Raw genomic sequence first — 18,386 nt, forward strand, 5'->3', positions numbered from 1 at the left:
TACCTCGAACAGGTGTTTGATCTGTGCAGCAAACACGACTACCGTCGACCACGAAGATCGACGGAGGCCGGAATCCCATTCGAACTGGGGGCGGCGAGGAGGACAGCGACCGTGGCAGGCAAGACGATCGACCCGGACCCCGCTCTTGTAGCGACAGAGGTGAGCGAGATCGCGGGAAACGCCGGCCTGACTTTGCGCCAGCGCAAGGTGCTCGACGTCATTCGAGACTGGGTCGACCGCTTCGGCTACCCGCCGAGCGTGCGCGAGATCGGTGAGGCCGTTGGCCTGACCTCGACCTCTTCGGTGGCGTACCAACTGCGCGCGCTGGAGCGGAAGGGCTTCCTGCGCCGCGACGCGAACCGCCCCCGCGCGGTGGGCATGCTGCCCCCCGAGATCGACCCCGGTCTCGACCCGATGTCCAAGCCGACCCCCGCGTACGTGCCGATGGTCGGCCGGATCGCGGCCGGTGGCCCGATCCTGGCGGAGGAGTCGATCGAGGACGTGTTCCCGCTGCCGCGCGAGATCGTCGGCGAGGGCGAGCTGTTCCTGCTGCGCGTCGTCGGTGACTCGATGATCGACGCCGCCATCACCGACGGCGACTGGGTTGTGATCCGCAAGCAGCCGACCGCCGACCAGGGCGAGATCGTCGCCGCCATGATCGACGGCGAGGCGACCGTCAAGACGTTCAAGCGCAAGGACGGCCACGTGTGGCTGCTCCCGCACAACGACGCCTACCAGCCGATCAACGGTGACGAGGCCACCATCCTCGGCAAGGTCGTCACGGTGTTGCGGCGTCTCCCCTAGCCCGCTTCTTCTTCTCGAAGAAGTCGAGCCACTTCTTCCTGGTGGACTCCATGTCCACCACGACGAACGCGAAGAACTGGCCCATGTCCTTCAGACGTGCGCCGACGGGGGTGTCGAGACCGAAGATCTCGGCACCCTCCAACGCGGTGTGTGCCCACACGGAGTTGCGCTCGGCGCTGCTCAGCCACGCCCGGTACCAGATGTCGTCGTCGAGGAAGTAGCGCATGCGCTTGCCGTCACGCTCGCTGCGCAACAACCCGAGGTCCTGCAGATAGGTCGTCGACCGCGACACCGTGCCGGGGCTGACCGACAGCCGCAGCACGAGCTCGGTCGCGGACAGGCTGCCCTTGTCGACCATGAAGATCTCGGCCAGGATCCGGGCGGCTGTCTTCGGTATACCGGTCTGCGCGAACGACGCGACCAGCCTCAGGTGGAACTCCTGCACCTCCCCCGGACTGCGCCCGAACGAGTACGCCTCCTCGTCGACGTCGAGGTCGTCCACCGCGGGCATCCGACGCATCGCCCGCTCACTCGCCGCCCGGTGCGCGGCACCCGGCCGGTAGTTGTTGTGGCCCCCGTTGCGGGCCACCTCCCGCTGGATCGTCGAGGCAGGCCTTTGCAACCGCCTCCCGATTTCGGAGTACCCCAGCCCGTCCCACAGCCACTGGGCGATGAGCTGCCGTTCCTCTTCATCTAGCCGCTTGCCAGGCACTACGCCATGGTGCCTTGCACTCCAAGCCATTGCAATGAGTCTTTTGACTTCGTCCGCAAACGTTTTTAGCTTGCAAGGAGGGGAAAGACCTCATTGCAAGGGGGAGGCAATGCCACTCAGCCCGATGACGTACCCGGACGGGCACGTCGGCTGGCGCGCGCACGACCACGCGACCGTGCGCGCCGTGCTCGCCGACAACCGCTTCAGCGTCCGGCCGGACCTGATGCACAACCCGTTCGGCCCCGGCAGCCCCGGCGACGCGCCGCCGTCGCCGCCCGGCGCGTTCACCGACCACGACCCGCCGGACCACACCCGCTACCGCAGCAAGCTCACCGGCCAGTTCACCGTCCGGCGGATGCGACTGCTGGCCGAACGCCTCGAAGTGATCACGGCTTCGCACTTGGACGTGCTAGCGGCGCAGGGGTCGCCCGCGGACCTGGTCGAGCACTTCGCGGTGCCGGTTCCGGGCCTGATGATCTGCGAGTTGCTCGGTGTCCCGTACGAGCGGCGCACGGAGTTCCAGCAGGACGCGATGTTGCTGACCGGCGGGAGCGGTGCGGAGGCCGGCGAGGCCGAGGCGATGTTCGCCGCGTTCGAACGGTTGCAGCAGTTCATGCTCGAGATGGTCGCGGCGAAGCGTGCCCAGCCGACAGACGACGTGCTCAGCGATCTCGTCAACTCGGACAGCGACCTCACCGACGACGAGATGGCCGCGATGGGCATGGCGTTGCTCGGCGGCGGACTCGACACGACGACGAACATGCTGTCGCTCGGCACGCTGGAACTCATGCGCGAGCCGGCGCGGGTGGAGGCGATGCTGGCGAATCCCGACGCCGCCGTCGAGGAGCTGCTCCGATATATCAGTTTGACGCCCGCGACGGTGCGCACGGCGTTGGAGGACGCCGAGATCGACGGCGTCGTCGTGCGCAAGGGCGACTCCGTGTTCGTCGAACTGCGCTCGGCCAACCACGACCCGGCCCGCTATGCCGACCCCGACGTTCTCGACCTGGCCCGTGGGACGGCCGGGCACCTGGCGTTCGGTCACGGCATCCACCAGTGCATCGGTCAGCACCTCGCCCGGATCGAGCTGAAGATCGCCTTTCCCGGCCTCTTCACGCGGTTCCCGAAGCTGCGCCTCGCCGTTCCCGAGGACGACCTCCCACACCGCGCGAGCCTCGTGATCGGCGGCCTGGAACGCATGCCGGTCGCCTGGGACTGACCACCCCCACCGATATATCAGCGGCTCCCGCCATGCCTTGCCCTTGCCCTTGCAATGAGTCTTTTGACGACGAAGTCCAAAGACTCATTGCTAAAGGGCAGGTCAGCAGGGGCGGCTCCGGAATCGTCGGCGGTGTCGCCGTTCTCCGGAGCGCGGGTGCGAGACCTGATCGGGTACCAGATGGCCTGGAGAAGGAGAGCGCGCAGCGCGTCGAAGGTGGCAGCGAGTGATGTCGAGGAGGCGTTTCGCGCGATCCCACCGAGCACTGACTGAGCGCGGCCGTCAGGCTCGGCGGCGCAAGCGGAGGCCGATGACCAGGGCCGCGATGAGGACGATGCCGCCGAGGGTGAGGGCCAGAGGCCAGTTCTGCCAGGAGCCCGACGACTCCGACTGCGGCGACGCCTGCGGTTGGTCGGCTGCCGGCGGTGGCGGCGTGGTCGTCGGCGCGGGTGGCTGGGCCAGGGCAGCGGCTCCAGCGACCGCGCGGATCGGGGTGCCGGCGCCTTCGGAGGCGGAGATCAGGGTGCCGTCCGGGTCGAAGGCGATGGCCTCGCCCTGCGGTTCGTTGGGCAGGGGGACGCGGACCGGGTCGCCGGACAAGGCTTTCACGATGTCGCCGTCCGGGACCGGGTAGAGGTAGGCCTCGGTGTAGGTGCGCAGGGCGATGACCGAACCGTCTGCGGTGGAGGCGGCGCCGGTCACCAGGCGGGTGTCCAGCGTGCCTTCCAGGGGGCCGCCTGGGGTGTCCGTTGAGGACAGCGACACGCGGGCTACCTGCTCCAGCGGGACTGATATATCGGTTCGGAGCGGGGCTGTGGGGCGATATACCAGTGCGGAGCCGAGGGGTTCCTTGGTGACGATGTACGGGGTGCCGGACTTGTCCAGGAGGAGGGCCTCGGCGTCGTGTTTGCCGTCCGGGTAGGTGACGCGGAACCGCTCCACGGCGCCTGACGGTGCGACCTTGTGCAGGGCGATCGTGGAGCGGGACTTGCCGTTGTCGCCGGTGTCGGCGGCCCAGAGGGTGCCGTCCGGCGTCATCGCCAGGTCTTCGACGTCGAACGGGTCGACGGGCGCGGTGATCGTGCGTCGCACGACGCAGTCGCGGCCCATGACCTGGATGCGCAGCGTGCCGTTGTCGCTGTCGCTGACGGCGAAGAACTGCTTGCCGTCGGACGTGAGCCCGGAGAGCTCCTGCATGGCTACCGGGCACACGTCCACCGGTGGAGGCGGGATCAAGCAGGCGACCCGTTCGTCGCGAACTCCTCGAGCAGGCCCGCGAGGTCCGGGCGCACGCGGGCGCTGAGCAGGGTGCCCGACTCCGTGTGCTTCTCGGACAGCACCTCGCCGTCGCGGTGCACGCGGGCAACGACCTCGCCGCGCGCGTACGGGACGAGAGCCTCGACCACGACCTCGGGACGTGGCATCAGCTCGGCGATGCGGACCTTGAGCTCCTCGATGCCGAGGCCCGAGTGCGCCGACACGAACGACGCGTCCGGGAACAGGTGCCGCAGCCGGGCCAGGCCCAGGTCGCCCACCGCGTCGATCTTGTTCACGACGAGCAGCTCGCGCGGCATCGGCGTGCCGGACTCCTCGTTGATCTCGGCCAGCACTTCGCGCACGGCCTTGACCTGCGACTCCGGCATGGCGTCGGAGCCGTCGACCACGTGCACGAGCAGGTCGGCCTGGCCGACCTCCTCCAGCGTCGAGCGGAACGCCTCGACCAGCTGGTGCGGCAGGTGGCGGACGAAGCCCACCGTGTCCGTCAGCGTGTACGGCAGGCCCTCCGGCGTCAGCGCGCGGCGCGTCGTCGGGTCGAGGGTGGCGAACAGCGCGTCCTCCACCAGGACACCGGCGTCGGTCAGCGCGTTGAGCAGCGAGGACTTGCCCGCGTTGGTGTAGCCCGCGATGGCGACGCTCGGGACCTCGTTCGCGACGCGGCGGCTGCGCTTGGTCTCGCGGATCACCTTGATCGCGGCGAGCTCGCGGCGGAGCTTCGCGATGCGGTCGCGGATCCGGCGCCGGTCGGTCTCGATCTTGGTTTCACCAGGACCGCGCAGACCCACACCGCCGTTGCCGCCGCCGGCACGACCACCGGCCTGCCTCGACAACGTCTCACCCCAGCCGCGCAGGCGCGGCATCAGGTACTGCAGCTGAGCCAGCTCGACCTGGGCCTTGCCCTCCTTGGACCGCGCGTGCTGCGCGAAGATGTCCAGGATGAGCGCGGTCCGGTCGATGACCTTGACCTTGAGCCGTTCCTCCAGCTGACGCAGCTGGCCGGGTGAGAGCTCACCGTCGCAGATCACCGTGTCCGCGCCGGTCGCCTGCACCACGTCGCGCAGCTCGGCCACCTTGCCGGAGCCGATGTACGTCGCCGGGTCCGGCTTGTCGCGCCGCTGCACGACGCCTTCGAGAACCTCGGAGCCGGCGGTTTCGGCGAGGCGGGCGAGCTCGGCGAGGGAAGCCTCGGAGTCCGCGGCCGTGCCCTCTGTCCACACCCCGACGAGCACGACCCGTTCCAGGCGAAGCTGCCGGTACTCGACCTCGGTGATGTCCTCGAGCTCCGTGGACAACCCCGCGACACGGCGCAATGCGGCGCGTTCGGCGAGTTCGTAGTCACCCGTCGAGAAGTCGTCCTCGTCCCAGGAGGCGTCGTACTCGGGGTCGAACTCTGTGCTCTGGATGTTTTCCGTCATTTGCCCTTCATCGTCCCATGGACCGTCAGTCCCCCGGATACACCGCGAGGTAGATCGCCACACGGGGAACTTCCGGCCTGACCGGTTGCGCGGCCAGCTCATCCATCAACGATGCGAGCCGCTGCTTTAGTTCCTCCGGGTCGACGGTGACGACCAGGCGGCTCTGATCCACGTCCTCGAGCCCGATGTCGGCAACCTCGCCGAGAAAAGCGTGCAGCATCGCTTCGCCGACGGCGACCATATTTTCGCTGTTGTCGAGCTCCCACGACAGGCCAGTCGACCGATAGGGGATCTCCTTCGCACCCCGGTTGCCCGCCCGAGGCGGCATGGCTTCGAGGAATCCCGCGGCGACGAGCTTGCGGACGTGGTGCAGCGTCGTGGCCGGATCCTTGCCGAGCCGCTGCGCCAGCTCCTTGTTGGTGAGCGGCCGGTCGAACGTCATGCGGATCATGCGCAACCGCAGGTCAGAGCTGAGAGCGGCGGCTTCCTCACTCGTCGCGGGACGGCGCTTGCGGGAGAGTGGCACGCCTCCAGTCTAAGTGATTGACAGTTTCCAATCACTCAGCGCAGACTCGTCGGCATGGCGCTTTGGGGGCATCACGACTTCCGCAGGCTGTGGATCGGCGACACCATCAGCCAGTTCGGCTCTTCGATCGGCATCACGGTCATCCCGCTGCTGGCGGCGGGTGTGCTGAACGCGACACCGTTCGAGATGGGCCTGCTGGCCGCGGCGAGCCAGATGGCGTTCCTGCTGATCGGGCTGCCCGCGGGCGTCTGGGTCGACCGGATGCGCCGCAAACCGCTGATGCTCGCGATGGACGTCGCCCGCGCCGCGCTGCTGCTCAGCGTGCCGTTCGCGTGGTGGCTGGGCGGGCTCGGCCTGCCGCAACTGATCGTCGTGAGCCTCGCTGTCGGTGTGTGCACCGTCTTCTTCGACGTCGCCTACCAGTCGTATTTGCCGTCACTGGTGGGACGTGACCAACTGGTCGAAGGCAACTCGAAGCTGCAAGCCAGTCTGTCCGTCGCCGAGGTGTCGGGACCGGCGATCGGTGGCTACGTGGCGCAGTTCCTCGGCGCGGCCAACGGCGTGCTCGCCACCGGCCTGGGCTACCTGAGCTCCGCGTTCTTCCTGTTCCGGATCAAGGCCGTGGAACCGGCGCCGGAACGTCACCCCGACCCGCACCTGCGCCGCGAGGTGATGGAGGGACTGCGGTTCGTCTTCAGCAACCGCACGCTGCGCATGATCGTCGCCACCACCGGCACCTCGAACTTCTTCCACGGCATCCAGCAGGCCGTGATGATCCTGTTCCTGCTGAACGTCGCCGAGCTGAGCGAGGGCATGGCCGGCGTGTTCCTCAGCGCGGGCGGCATCGGCGGCGTGCTCGGGGCGGCCGTCGCGTACAAACTCGGCCAACTGGTCGGGCAGGCCAGGATGATCTGGCTCATCCCGCTGCTGACCTGGCCGTTCATCCTGCTGCTGCCGTTCGCCTCGCCTGGCTGGGGCGTCGCGCTGCCGATGCTCGGCTCGGCGGTGAGCATGTTCGGCATCGTGGTCTACAACATCGGCCAGGTGAGCTACCGGCAGGCGATCTGCCCCGACCACCTGCTCGGCCGGATGAACGCCTCGATCCGCTGGGTGGTGTGGGGGTCGACGCCGATCGGCGCGCTGGTGGGCGGCGGACTCGGCACCTGGCTCGGCGTCGTGCCGACCCTGTGGATCGCGCTGATCGGCTCGGTGGCCGGGATGGTGTGGGTGCTGCTCTCGCCGCTGCGGACGATGCGCGACCTGCCGACCGCGCCCGCCGAATCGCACCACTGATATCCGATATATCAGTTACTGGAGCGCGTCCCACCAGGACTTGTCGAGCTCGCCGCGCGCGACGAGCACTGCTGGTCCGGTGAGCGTCGACGTCGTCGGCTCGATCGTCACGGAGACCTGACCGCCGAGGACGTCGACCGTCGCGGAGCCCGTCGTCTTGCCCTGCCCCGCAAGCCACGAGGCGACGGACGCGACGGTACCGGTGCCGCACGAACGGGTCTCGCCGACGCCGCGCTCGTAGACGCGCATGCGGAGCGCGTTGTCGCCGATGACGTTGATCAGCTCGACGTTGACGCCGTTCGGGAAGATCACCGGGTCGAAGCCGGGCGGCACGGTGAGGTCGAAGCCCTCGACCGGGGCGTCGGTGACGCACGCCAGGTGCGGGTTGCCGACGTCGACCGCGAAGCCGCCGATGCCCTGACCGTCGACCGCCGCGATGGACGTGCCGGTGACCCGCGCGGGCCCCATGTCGTTCGTGACGGAGCCGTCCGGGTGCGTCGTGACAGCGCGATCCCCCGCGCGCGTGCCGACGACGAACGAACCCTGCGGCTGGTGGCCGGCGTCGACGAGGTAGCGGGCGAAGACGCGCAGGCCGTTGCCGCACATCTCGGCGATGGAGCCGTCCGCGTTGCGGTAGTCCATGAACCACTTGCCCTCGGACCGCACCACTCGCAGCACGCCGTCGGCACCCAGACCGCGTTGCCGGTCGCACAGCGCCTGCACGCGCGCCACCGTCAGATCCAGCTGGTCATCGAGGTCGGGCAGGACGACGAAGTCGTTCTCCGTGCCGTGCCCCTTCACGAACTCCACGGGACCAGGTTACCGGCGGCCTCCACCAGATCCGGGCGCGCACCGTCCAACCAGGTGATGCGCTGGTCACGCCGGAACCACGACCGTTGCCTGCGCACGAACCGGCGAGTGGCGCGTTTGGTCTCCTCCGCGGCGAAGTCGATCGTGCACGCTCCGTCCATTGCGGACAGCACCTGCTGGTAGCCCAACGCCCTGGACGCGGTCTTGCCGTCGCGCAGGCCGACCCGAACCAACGACCGCACCTCGTCTTCGAGGCCGGCCGCGAACATCTGGTCCACCCGCAGGTCGACGCGCGAGTCCAGTTCGGACACCTCGCGGTCGACGCCGATCTGGACGGTGTCGTAGCGCGCCGGCCCTGGCTTGGGCAGGTTCGCGGAGAACGGCTGCCCGGTCAGCTCGATGACCTCCAGCGCACGCACGATGCGACGCCCGTTGGACGGCAGGATCGCGATCGCCGCGGCCGGGTCGAGCTCCTGCAGGCGCCGGTGCAGAGCCTCAGCACCCGACGAAGCGAGCTCCGCCTCGTAGCGCTCCCGCACGGCGTCGTCGGTGCCGGGGAACTTCAGGTCGTCGAGCACCGCCTGCACGTACAACCCGGATCCGCCGACGAGGATCGGTGGCCGCCCGGCGGCGAGCAGGCGTTCGACGACTGCGCGCGTCTCCCGTTGGTAGGCCGCGACGGACGCGGTCTCGGTCACGTCGAGGACGTCGAGCAGGTGGTGGGGAACGCCGCGGCGCTCCTCCAGCGTCATCTTCGCGGTGCCGATGTCCATGCCGCGGTAGAGCTGCATGGCGTCGGCGTTGACGACCTCTCCCCCGAACCGTTCCGCGAGCGCGACGGCCAGGTCGGACTTGCCGGTCGCGGTGGGGCCTACGACAGCGATGGGGGTGATCACGGGCGCTCCCAGACAGCGACGTGGTAGCCCACGCCGAACGGTGCGAAGAACTCGGCGCTCGAGCAGTGCCACGGTCCGGGCACGCCGGCGAGGACCTGCCACGCCGCACGGCCCTGCGCGCCCAGCTCGCGAGCGAGTTCGAGGTCGAGTGCGAGCAGACCGTCGACGTCGGCGGCGGCCAGCAGCTTGTGCACGTGCTCGTCGAACGGTCCCGAACGCTCGTCGTTCGACCCCGGCGAGCGCAGCCCGTGCCGGGTGGATCCGTCGCCGAGGATCAAGAGCCCGGCGTTCTCCCGAGCAAGTCGTTGTCCAAACGAGACACATTCGGACGGTGGCAGATCACGGGGTATGAGCTCAACGCGTGACACTTCGACTGCGCACTGTTCCCGCAGCCACGCGGTGATTAGCACTGGCAACGGAATCCGGGGGTCCGGCACCAGGTCACCGCCGAGTGATACGGGTACGTCGACCCCATATCCGAGAAAAGTTCCGGACAGCGGCGGCACGACCGTGGCCGGACCGCTGTCGTCGACCGCGACGGCAACCCATGGACCGGGCAGTTTCCCTGCTGCCGCAAGGGTTGCGGCGCGCACGGACTCGGTTTCGGCGGCGGCTCCCGCGACCAGTTCTGGCACCAGAAGAGGCGGGTGCGGCACCACTGCGGCACGGGTGATCACGACGAACCAGGCTACCTATCGTGGACTCCCAGTACCGAGTCGAGCTCTGACCTGTTTGAATGCGCGCGGGGAACTGGGGACGGGAGACCCTCCAGCGCCCGTATTGCATCGGCCCCGCCAGTGGCGGGGCGCCCGTGGCAGGCACGGGCGTCAGATGGGAGGAACCGGCGATGTCGGAGCAGGACAGCACACCGGAGGCCGTGGTGGAGCCAGCCGCGGTCGAGGGTGGAGTCGAGGAAACGCCGAAGGAGACCGCGCAGGCGACGCCTCCGGCCGTCCCCGTGGCGTCGGACCACCCTGACCGCTGGGGGCGCGTGGACGCCGACGGCACCGTGTACGTGAAGACCGAGGACGGCGAGCGCGCCGTCGGGTCGTGGCAGGCCGGTGAGCCGGTCGAGGGCCTCGCGCACTTCGCGCGGCGCTTCGACGACCTGCGCACCGAGGTCGAGCTGCTGGTGACGCGGCTCGCGTCCGGCGCCGGCGACCCGAAGCACGCCCTGACCAGCGCGAAGCACGTCAAGGAGCAGCTCGCCGAGGCCGCCGTGGTCGGCGACCTGAAGGCGCTGGCCGCCCGCGTCGAGCACGTGCTGACGATGGCCGAGGCGGGCATGGAGAAGGCGAAGGAGGCCAAGGAGGCCGCCCGAGCCCAGTCCGTGGCGCGCAAGCAGGCGCTGGTCGACGAGGCCGAGTCGATCGCGAACGAGTCGACCCAGTGGAAGGTCGCGGGCGACCGGCTGCGCCAGATCCTCGACGAGTGGAAGACCATCCGCGGCGTCGACCGCAAGACCGACGAGCAGCTGTGGCGCCGGTTCTCGAAGGCGCGCGACGCGTTCAACCGCCGTCGCGGCTCGCACTTCGCCGACCTCGACCGCCAGCGCTCGGTGGCGAAGGCCTCGAAGCAGGCGCTCGTCGAAGAGGCCGAGAAGCTCGTCGACTCCGACGACTGGGGCCCCACGGCCGGTCGCTACAAGGAGCTGATGGTCGAGTGGAAGGCCGCCGGGCGTGCGCCCAAGGAGGCCGACGACGCGTTGTGGCAGCGGTTCCGCGCCGCGCAGGACGCGTTCTTCCAGAAGCGTTCCGAGGCCTTCAGCGAGCGTGACGCCGAGTTCGCGGCGAACGCGAAGCTGAAGGAGGAGCTGCTCGCCGAGGCCGAGACGATCGACCCGTCGGCCGACCTCGAGGCGGCGCGCAACCACCTCTACAAGATCCAGGAGCGCTGGGACGCGATCGGCAAGGTGCCGCGCGAGCGCATCCGCGAGCTCGAGGGCAAGCTGCGCACGATCGAGGAGAAGGTCCGGGGTGCGGTTGACGCGCAGTGGCGTCGCTCCGACCCCGAGGCCGAGGCCCGTGTGGCGCAGTTCCGCGAGCGCGTGGAGCAGTTCGAGGCGCAGGCCGCGAAGGCTCGTGCCGCGGGCGACAAGCGCCGCACGGAGCAGGCCGAGGCTCAGGCCGCGCAGTGGCGCGAGTGGCTCGCCGCCGCTGAGCAGGCGCTGGCGACCCGCTAGTTCGAACGAACGAAGGCCCCCTCCGAGGAGGGGGCCTTCGTCGTGTTCAGCAGGTCGAAGCCTTGACTTGGGCGTCCCAGGCCGATCCCCCGTTCCAGTCAACCTGACCCCAGCCGCACCTCGTGGCTCCCGGCGAATAGACCATGTTGCCCCAGTGGGAACCCGCGCTCGCCGACGCCCAGAAGTTGACGTAGACGTCTCGGGGGCGGTCCCAGACCCTGATCTGCAACTTGCCATCCGGGCGGGAACTACCGCCCGCGTAGTTCGGAATGCGTACCCACTTCGTGCCGCACGTGGGCGAGTAGCGCAGTTCGACGCGCCCCTTCGGCGACGACACCGAGGCCACCGTGATCGCATCAGCGGCGCATCCGGTCACCTCCGGGTCCTTGTTGTCGCAGCCGGCGCCGGAACACGTCGCCGCCGCCTCCACCGGCGCGGCGCTGGCCACGGCCGGCAGCACCGAAATCATCGACGCGCACGCCGCCACCAGGAGCGCCGCCCGACCGAGCTTTCCTCGGAACATCAGAGATTCGCCCTCAAAGAGCCTTGCTTGGACGGGAAAACACTGACAGCCAGGACATGTCGACAAACAGCGACAACCTCTACAGAAGACCCCTACAATCGAATGTGGGGGAACAATGATGGACACGTCGCTCGGAATACTTCTGCGGCGCCTTCGCCTTTCCGCGGGCCTCACGCAGGAAGCACTGGCCGAACGCGCGAACCTCAGCGCCCAGGCGATCGGCGCGCTGGTACGCGGCGAGCGGCAGTTCCCGCACCAGGCCACGGTGGGACGGCTCGCCACCACCCTCGGCCTGGACGACCACGCCCGCGCCGCGCCGTGCCACCGCCGAGAGACTGCCCATCGGCACTGCCGTACGACCTCGCCGGCTTCACCGGTCGGTCGACCGAAGTCGCCCACTGCCGCCGGCCGGCCACCACTGAGTCGATCATCGCGATCGACGGGATGGCGGGCAGCGGCAAGTCCGCGTTCGCGGTCCGGCTCGCCCACCTGCTCGCCGACCGGTTTCCCGACGGGCAGTTCTTCGTGGATCTGCACGGCCACACGCCCGGCCACGACCCGTTGTCCGCGAACGCCGCTCTCGCCGACCTGCTGCGCTGTCACGGGTTGCCCGGACCGGATCTGCCGGAGGACCTCACTCACCGCATCGCGTTGTGGCGTTCGCGGCTCAAGGGCAGACGCACGCTCATCGTGATCGACAACGCGGTGGACGCCGCGCAGGTCGCTCCGCTCGTCCCCGGCTCACCTGCAGGCACAAGCTGACCGATCTCGACGGCGCCGCGCATCTGTCGCTCGGCTCGTTGGACGAGGACGACGCCGTCGACCTGTTCACCCGGATCACCCGGCGGCAAGCCGAGCACGACGCCATCGCGGAGGTGGTCGCACTGTGCGGCTACCTGCCGCTCGCGATCCGGCTGGCCGCCACCCGGCTGCGGAACCGTCCGTCGTGGACGGTGCCCGATCTCGGCGCCCGGCTGCGCGACGAGCAGGAGCGGCTGACCGCGTTGTCAGTGGGCAACCGCAGCGTGGCCGGCGCGTTCGAACTGTCCTATCGCCATCTCGGTGCCGCGGAACGCCTCGCGTTCCGGTTCCTCGGTCTGTTGCCGGGCAACGACATCAGCCCCGAAGCGACGGCCGCCCTGTGCGAGTCGGCGGTCGAGCGCTACACCTGCCACGACCTGGTTGCGCCGGTACGCGGCGAAGATCGTCGCGGGCGAGCTGGAACCGGTGCGGCGCGCGGCACTCGGCCGGTTGCTCGACCTCTACCTGCGGCTCACGGCCAGCGCCGGCCAGGCAACCGATGCGTATCACTGGTTCGCACCGGCCGACGCCCTCGTCTCCACGAGCCAGGACGACGCGTGGGACTGGTGGTCGCACGAACACGCGAACCTGCTCGCCGCGGTCTCCACCGCCGCGCAGGCGGGTTTGCACGCACACGCCTGGCAACTCGCACAGGCGCTCGTGCCGTGGCATTCCCGGTCCGGACAGGCCCAGGAACGGCATGACTGCCAACGCATCGCGTTGTCGTCCGCACGTCAGCTCGGCGCCAGAGACGCGGAGGCGCACGTGCTGGTCGACCTGGCCGCCGCGTGTCACCAGCTCGGCAGGTTGACCGAAGCGCACGACCACTACGAGGCGGCGATCGCGCTCGGCGATCCGCACGCCGGCGCCCGCGCACTGGCCCGGCTCGGCACGCTGCACCTGTCGGAAGGCAGCTACCGGCTGGCCGAGGACCGCATGCTCGAGGCCCGCGCGCTGTTCGGCGCACTCGGTCTGCGCCGCGACGAAGGCGTGACGCTGGCGGCGCTCGCCCAGCTGTACGAGCGCGAGGGCGACGACGACGCGGCCGCGCACACGTTCGCCGAAGCTCTGACGATCCTCGACCGCACCGGCCCGCTCACGCACCAGGCCCAGGTCCACAACGGGCTCGGCGCGCTGTGCGCCAAGACCGGCGAACTGGGTCAGGCCGAGCAGCAACTCGGCCTGGCGCTCCGGCAGGCCCGTGCGTTGCGCGACCGTGCAGGTGAGCTGCGCACGCTCACCGTGCTGGGCTCGGTGCGCGCGTACGGCGGTGACCCGCACGGCGCGGTCTCCTGTTTCCGCCAGGTGCTCGACGCGGGTCTGCCGCTCGGCGCGATGCGGGCGCGGGTGCTCTCCGGGCTCGGTGTCGCGCGGGCACGGCTCGGCGACCACACCGAGGCCGTCCGGTTGCACCACCAGGCGTTGGCCGTCGCCACCGCCCACGACGCGCGGGACCTGCGCGCCCACATCCTCATCGACCTCGGCGACACCTGCGCCGCGGCGGGAGATACCGGCGCCGAGGGCCACTACCGCAGCGGGCTCGCGCTCGCGTGCGAACTGGGCATCGCCGACCAGCAACGACGTGCCCGGCGCGGGCTGTCAGAGCTGGGGCGGACGCGAAGCCGCGATCCTGACCCATTTCGCCAGCAGCACGATCACCGCGATCACGGCGATGATCAGGCCGATGCCGGGGCCCGGTCCGATCGTCTTGTTGCTCGTGGTCGTCTGCTGCGTCCAGATCGACAGCACGCCCGTCACGGACCCGGCGAACAGGCCTAGCGCGCACACCCACGCGAGACCCCAGCGGCGGACCGCGAGCGTGACGCCGGAGCCGACCACGCCGATGCCGAGCGCGAAGAACGAGAACAGCCGCGGCACGAAGCTCGTCGACTCACCGAGCACGACGCTCAGGCCCGTGGTGTCGCCGACCCACGGCAGCACCAGCGACACCAGCAACGCCAGCACGGCGATCGAGATCGTCAACGCGCCGGTGCCCGGATCGATGCGCTTGGCCGCCTGCTGTTCCACCGCGTCGATCTCCTTGCGCAGGTATTCCTCTTCGCTCACTGGGCCGCGCACCCCGACACGGCGGGCAGCGGCGCCGGGGCACCGAACGACGGCAGGCCGAGGCCGACGCCCGCGGTCTTGGGCTTGATGCCCGCCTCGGAGCGGTCACCGGCCTTGGTGCGCCGCCACGACAGCGGTTCGCCGTCCGCGACGAGGTAGTGCGGGGCCCCGTAGGTCACGACGGTCTCGACGACGTCGCCGGGACGCGGAGCCGTGGTGCCGGGCGTGAAGTGCACGAGGCGTCCGTCGCGGGCGCGGCCGCTCATGCGGTGCGTCTCGGCGTCGCGCTTGCCCTCGCCGGTCGCGACGAGGACCTCGACCGTGCGGCCCACCTGTTCGACGTTGAGCTGGTGGGTGATCTCGTTCTGCAGCGCGACGAGCCGGTCGAAGCGTTCCTGCACCACGGCCTTCGGCAGCTGGTCCGGCAGGTCGGCGGCAGGCGTGCCGGGGCGCTTCGAGTACTGGAACGTGAAGGCGGACGAGAACCTGGCCTGCCGCACCACGTCGAGCGTGCCCTGGAAGTCCTCCTCGGTCTCACCGGGGAAGCCCACGATGATGTCCGTGGTGATCGCGGCGTCCGGCATGGCCGCGCGGACCTTCTCGATGATGCCCAGGTACTTCTCGGTCCGGTACGAGCGGCGCATCTCCTTGAGCATGCGGTCCGACCCGGACTGCAGCGGCATGTGCAGCTGGTGGCACACGTTCGGCGTCTCGGCCATCGCGGCGATGACGTCGTCGGTGAAGTCCTTGGGGTGCGGCGAGGTGAAGCGCACGCGCTCCAGTCCCTCGATGCCACCGCAGGCGCGCAGCAGCTTGCCGAACGCCAGCCGGTCGCCGAACTCGACGCCGTAGGAGTTCACGTTCTGGCCCAGCAGCGTCACCTCCAGCACGCCCTCGTCGACCAGCGTCTGGACCTCGGCGAGCACGTCGCCCGGCCGGCGGTCCTTCTCCTTGCCGCGCAGCGACGGGACGATGCAGAAGGTGCAGGTGTTGTTGCAGCCCACCGAGATCGACACCCAGCCCGAGTAGGCGGAGTCACGGGTGGCCGGCAGCGACGAGGGGAAGGTCTCCAGCGCCTCGAGGATCTCGACCTGCGCCTCTTCGTTGTGGCGCGCGCGTTCGAGCAGCACCGGCAGCGAGCCGATGTTGTGCGTGCCGAACACGACGTCGACCCACGGGGCACGGCGCACGATCTCGCTGCGGTCCTTCTGCGCGAGGCAGCCGCCGACGGCGATCTGCATGCCGGGGTTCGCGGTCTTCCGCGGCGCGAGGTGACCGAGCGTGCCGTAGAGCTTGTTGTCGGCGTTCTCGCGGACCGCGCAGGTGTTGAAGACGACGACGTCGGCCTGCTCGTCCTCGGCGGCCCGCGCGTAACCGGCGTCCTCGAGCAGACCGGCGAGCCGCTCGGAGTCGTGCACGTTCATCTGGCAACCGAACGTGCGGATCTGGTAACTGCGGGTCACTGCAACCAACCTTTCGTCGGGTGCAAGCGTAGAACGCCGCCGTGGCACGATGCGCAGGTGCTGGGACGAGTGCATGTCGCCGTGAGCCTGTTGACCGCCGCAACGGTCCTGACGGGCTGTGGCAGCACGCTTGAAGACCTCAAGCTCACCATGGCCGCCGGCCCGCAGGGCGGCGTCTATCTCACCCTCGGCAACAGCCTGGCGGACGTCTGGAGCGGACGTCTCGGCATCGTGCGGCCCCAGGTCGTGGTGACGAACGGGTCGCGGGACAACGTCACCCGCCTGATCAACAACCAGGCCGAGGTCGGCTTCTCCCAGGCGGACGCCTTCGAGGACATGGAGGGCGCGCACCGACTGCGCGCGCTGGCGCGGATGCACGACGACTACCTGCAGGTGATCGTGCGCAACGACGTGCCGGTGACGAAGCTCGCCGAGCTCTCGGGGATGCGCGTGTCCATCGGCGCCAAGGACTCGGGTGTCGAGATCATCGCGAGCAAGCTGCTGAAGTCGTTGAACGTCACCCCGCGCACCGAGAACCTCAGCCTCGAGGAGTCGGCCAAGTGGATGCAGGAGGGCAAGCTCGACGCGTTCTTCTGGTCCGGCGGACTGCCGACCAAGAGGATCACCGACCTCACCAAGGCGCTCGGGGTCCGGATGCTCGACCTGACGAACGACCTGACGAAGTTCCGCCAGCAATATCCCGTGTACGGGTCGGCGACCCTGCCCGCGTCCACCTACAACCTGCAGTCCGGCCCGGTCATCACGCTCGTCGTGCGCAACTTCCTGCTCGTCACCGAGTCGATGCCCGACGACGTCGCCGAGGCACTGGTGCGGCAGCTGTTCGAGGGGCAGCCCGAGCTCGTGAAGGCCCACTCGGCGGCGCGGACGATAGAGCAGCGATCCGCCATCGAGACTTCACCGGTGCCACTGCACAACGGCGCGATGCGCTACTACCGCGACTCCAAAGTGTAATATCCAATATATTAGATTCAGTATTAGATGGCTGGTAGCTCGACCACGACCTTGAGCCCGCCGTCCTCCGGCGACTCGAGGCGGACGGCGCCGTCGACGCGCTCGACGACCAGCCGCACGATCGAGAGCCCGAGCCCGGAGCCCGGCACGTTCTGGTGCGCCGGACTGCGCCAGAACCGGTCGGTGGCGCGTTCGAGCTCGTCGGGCTGCAACCCGGGCCCGTGGTCCGCGACGGACAGCCGGACGACGCCGTCGGACTTCCGGACGTCGACCACGATCAGCGTGCCCTCGGCGGTGAACTTCAACGCGTTGTCCAGCAGCGCGTCGAGGATCGTCTCGACGCCCCGCGGCGGCGCGAGGGCCATGCCGACGCGCTGACCGTCGAGCACGAGGTGAACTTCCTTCGCTGCCGCGGCCGCGTGCCACGCCGAGAGCCGCGCGGCCACGGACTTGTCGACGTCGACCGGCACGGGGTCGACCGAGCTGGATTCTGCCCGGGCCATCGCCAGCAGCTCGTCGAGAATCCGGTTCAGCCGGTCGGTCTCGCTGAGCGCCTCGACCTGGTGCACCTCGGCCTCCGCGTCGACGTGACCCTCCAGGTTGGACAGCCGGAGTTTCAACGCGGTCAACGGGTTGCGCAGCTGGTGCGACGCGTCGGCGACGAACGCCCGTTGCGCGGCGAGCACGTCGCTCACGTTCGCGGCCATCTGGTCGAACGACCGCGAGAGCTGCCGCAGCTCGGGCGGTCCGCTCTCCGCCCCCACCGGCGGCACCGGCCGACCGGCCACCACGGCGGCGAGGAGCTTCCCGGTGGCGTCGTCCAACGCCTGCACGGGACGCAACGTCCACCGCACCACCGGCAACGCCAGCAGCACCGCCAGCGCCAGCACCAGCAGCGACGCCGCCAGCAGCAGCCCCCACCAGGCCAGCACCTCGAACCGGGTCTTGGACGTAGGCGAGAACGTGATCACCGCGCCCCGCACCTCGCCGTCGACCAGGACGGGTTCGGCGAGGACGAGCTTGGTGTCGCTCCACGGCATGAACAACGGCGGCGCGACCGGCAGCCGCCCGGCCAGGGCCTTGCTGACCAGGTCCTGCACGGTGCTGTCCCCGAGCGCCAGGTCGTTGCGGGACGCCACCACAGCCACCGTTGGCGCGTCGCGGGCCACCACGGCCACGCCGATGTCGTAGAGCTCGGTGTACCGCTCCAGCTCGGCCCGGATCAGGTCCGGCTGGTCGTCGATCAACGGCCGCTGCGCCAGCGAGGCGAACCGGCTCGTGTCAGTGAGGCGGTCGAGGAACATCTCCTGCTGCTCCGCGGCCGCCACGCCGCGTCCCAGCGGCACGCCGAGACCGACGAGCACCAGCACGATCAGGGCGAGCACCACGCCCAGCAGTCGGGACCTCACGAGCCGTTACCCCACC

General features: G+C 69.6%; 17 protein-coding genes and 2 pseudogenes. 8 read left to right on the plus strand and 11 right to left on the minus strand.

The annotated features are described in order from the left end of the window. The first annotated feature begins 126 nt into the window (after window positions 1–126). Window positions 127–804: a transcriptional repressor LexA gene (lexA, locus tag DI276_RS12485; protein WP_408610539.1), complete on the plus strand. Its 678-nt coding sequence runs from the start codon at window positions 127–129 to the stop codon at window positions 802–804. Here lexA and DI276_RS12490 read toward each other — a convergent pair. Continuing rightward, complete coding sequence (locus tag DI276_RS12490; RefSeq protein WP_198680598.1) at window positions 779–1,516, minus strand: GbsR/MarR family transcriptional regulator; 738 nt, start codon at window positions 1,514–1,516, stop codon at window positions 779–781. The genes lexA and DI276_RS12490 overlap by 26 nt on opposite strands. 109 nt (window positions 1,517–1,625) lie before the next feature. Here DI276_RS12490 and DI276_RS12495 point away from each other — a divergent pair, with 109 nt between their 5' ends. After that, entirely contained in the window at window positions 1,626–2,735 is a 1,110-nt protein-coding gene (locus DI276_RS12495; protein WP_232836616.1) for a cytochrome P450, read from the plus strand. Window positions 2,736–3,017: 282 nt separating this feature from the next. Here DI276_RS12495 and DI276_RS12500 read toward each other — a convergent pair whose 3' ends face one another. Genes DI276_RS12500 through DI276_RS12510 form a run of 3 tightly spaced genes read right to left on the minus strand, consistent with a single transcriptional unit; the run spans window position 3,018 to window position 5,954 of the window. Then, entirely contained in the window at window positions 3,018–3,932 is a 915-nt protein-coding gene (locus tag DI276_RS12500) for an SdiA-regulated/phytase-like domain-containing protein (RefSeq protein ID WP_232836617.1), read from the minus strand. A 35-nt stretch (window positions 3,933–3,967) separates the two neighbouring features. Further along, entirely contained in the window at window positions 3,968–5,428 is a 1,461-nt protein-coding gene (gene hflX / locus DI276_RS12505; RefSeq protein ID WP_112263469.1) for a GTPase HflX, read from the minus strand. Between the two features lie 25 nt (window positions 5,429–5,453). Further along, a complete protein-coding gene (locus tag DI276_RS12510; protein ID WP_269814254.1) occupies window positions 5,454–5,954 on the minus strand; it encodes an ArsR/SmtB family transcription factor in 501 nt (166 codons plus the stop codon). A 54-nt stretch (window positions 5,955–6,008) separates the two neighbouring features. Between DI276_RS12510 and DI276_RS12515 the strand changes: the two genes are divergently transcribed. Further along, window positions 6,009–7,247 carry an MFS transporter gene (locus DI276_RS12515; protein ID WP_112263471.1) on the plus strand — a complete coding sequence of 413 codons (1,239 nt, stop codon included), beginning with the start codon at window positions 6,009–6,011 and terminating at the stop codon, window positions 7,245–7,247. A gap of 15 nt (window positions 7,248–7,262) precedes the next feature. Here DI276_RS12515 and dapF read toward each other — a convergent pair whose 3' ends face one another. From dapF to DI276_RS12530, 3 genes are read right to left on the minus strand one after another with little or no spacing between them, the layout of a single operon-like run. After that, a complete protein-coding gene (dapF, locus tag DI276_RS12520; protein WP_112263472.1) occupies window positions 7,263–8,057 on the minus strand; it encodes a diaminopimelate epimerase in 795 nt (264 codons plus the stop codon). Further along, a complete protein-coding gene (miaA, locus tag DI276_RS12525; RefSeq protein ID WP_198680600.1) occupies window positions 8,045–8,953 on the minus strand; it encodes a tRNA (adenosine(37)-N6)-dimethylallyltransferase MiaA in 909 nt (302 codons plus the stop codon). Before miaA ends, dapF begins: the two co-directional genes overlap by 13 nt. After that, window positions 8,950–9,630, minus strand: coding sequence for a class III extradiol dioxygenase subunit B-like domain-containing protein (locus DI276_RS12530; RefSeq protein ID WP_112263473.1), 681 nt, complete (start codon window positions 9,628–9,630; stop codon window positions 8,950–8,952). The genes miaA and DI276_RS12530 overlap by 4 nt, the downstream gene beginning before the upstream one ends. A 170-nt stretch (window positions 9,631–9,800) precedes the next feature. Between DI276_RS12530 and DI276_RS12535 the strand changes: the two genes are divergently transcribed. Continuing rightward, a complete protein-coding gene (locus DI276_RS12535) occupies window positions 9,801–11,135 on the plus strand; it encodes a DUF349 domain-containing protein (RefSeq protein WP_112263474.1) in 1,335 nt (444 codons plus the stop codon). Window positions 11,136–11,181: 46 nt separating this feature from the next. On the opposite strand, the gene DI276_RS12540 is transcribed toward DI276_RS12535, so the two are convergent. Then, window positions 11,182–11,658 (minus strand): DUF2690 domain-containing protein, encoded by a 477-nt coding sequence (locus DI276_RS12540; protein ID WP_112263475.1) that lies wholly within the window; start codon window positions 11,656–11,658, stop codon window positions 11,182–11,184. A gap of 118 nt (window positions 11,659–11,776) precedes the next feature. Here DI276_RS12540 and DI276_RS53380 point away from each other — a divergent pair. The 3 genes and pseudogenes from DI276_RS53380 to DI276_RS51950 all read left to right on the plus strand — a co-directional run. Beyond that, window positions 11,777–11,959 (plus strand): annotated as a pseudogene (locus DI276_RS53380) (helix-turn-helix domain-containing protein); the annotation flags it as partial. Window positions 11,960–11,976: 17 nt separating this feature from the next. Next, window positions 11,977–12,420, plus strand: a complete 444-nt coding sequence (locus DI276_RS12545; RefSeq protein WP_232836618.1) for an AAA family ATPase — start codon at window positions 11,977–11,979, stop codon at window positions 12,418–12,420. Window positions 12,421–13,395: 975 nt separating this feature from the next. After that, window positions 13,396–13,962, plus strand: a pseudogene (locus tag DI276_RS51950) (tetratricopeptide repeat protein); the annotation flags it as partial. Between the two features lie 96 nt (window positions 13,963–14,058). Here DI276_RS51950 and DI276_RS51955 read toward each other — a convergent pair. Continuing rightward, window positions 14,059–14,526 (minus strand): Rv2732c family membrane protein, encoded by a 468-nt coding sequence (locus DI276_RS51955; RefSeq protein ID WP_232836619.1) that lies wholly within the window; start codon window positions 14,524–14,526, stop codon window positions 14,059–14,061. Then, window positions 14,523–15,989, minus strand: a complete 1,467-nt coding sequence (gene miaB / locus DI276_RS12560; protein ID WP_112263479.1) for a tRNA (N6-isopentenyl adenosine(37)-C2)-methylthiotransferase MiaB — start codon at window positions 15,987–15,989, stop codon at window positions 14,523–14,525. The genes DI276_RS51955 and miaB overlap by 4 nt, the downstream gene beginning before the upstream one ends. A gap of 57 nt (window positions 15,990–16,046) precedes the next feature. On the opposite strand from miaB, the gene DI276_RS12565 reads away from it, so the two are divergent. Then, on the plus strand, window positions 16,047–16,961 hold the full coding sequence (locus DI276_RS12565; RefSeq protein ID WP_232836620.1) for a TAXI family TRAP transporter solute-binding subunit: 915 nt from the start codon (window positions 16,047–16,049) through the stop codon (window positions 16,959–16,961). Between the two features lie 23 nt (window positions 16,962–16,984). Here the strand turns inward: DI276_RS12565 and DI276_RS12570 are convergent, their stop codons facing one another. Next, entirely contained in the window at window positions 16,985–18,370 is a 1,386-nt protein-coding gene (locus tag DI276_RS12570) for a sensor histidine kinase (RefSeq protein WP_112263481.1), read from the minus strand. Window positions 18,371–18,386 lie beyond the last annotated feature (16 nt).

The sequence above is a fragment of the Lentzea terrae genome, assembly GCF_003265345.1.
GTDB lineage: Bacteria > Actinomycetota > Actinomycetes > Mycobacteriales > Pseudonocardiaceae > Lentzea > Lentzea terrae.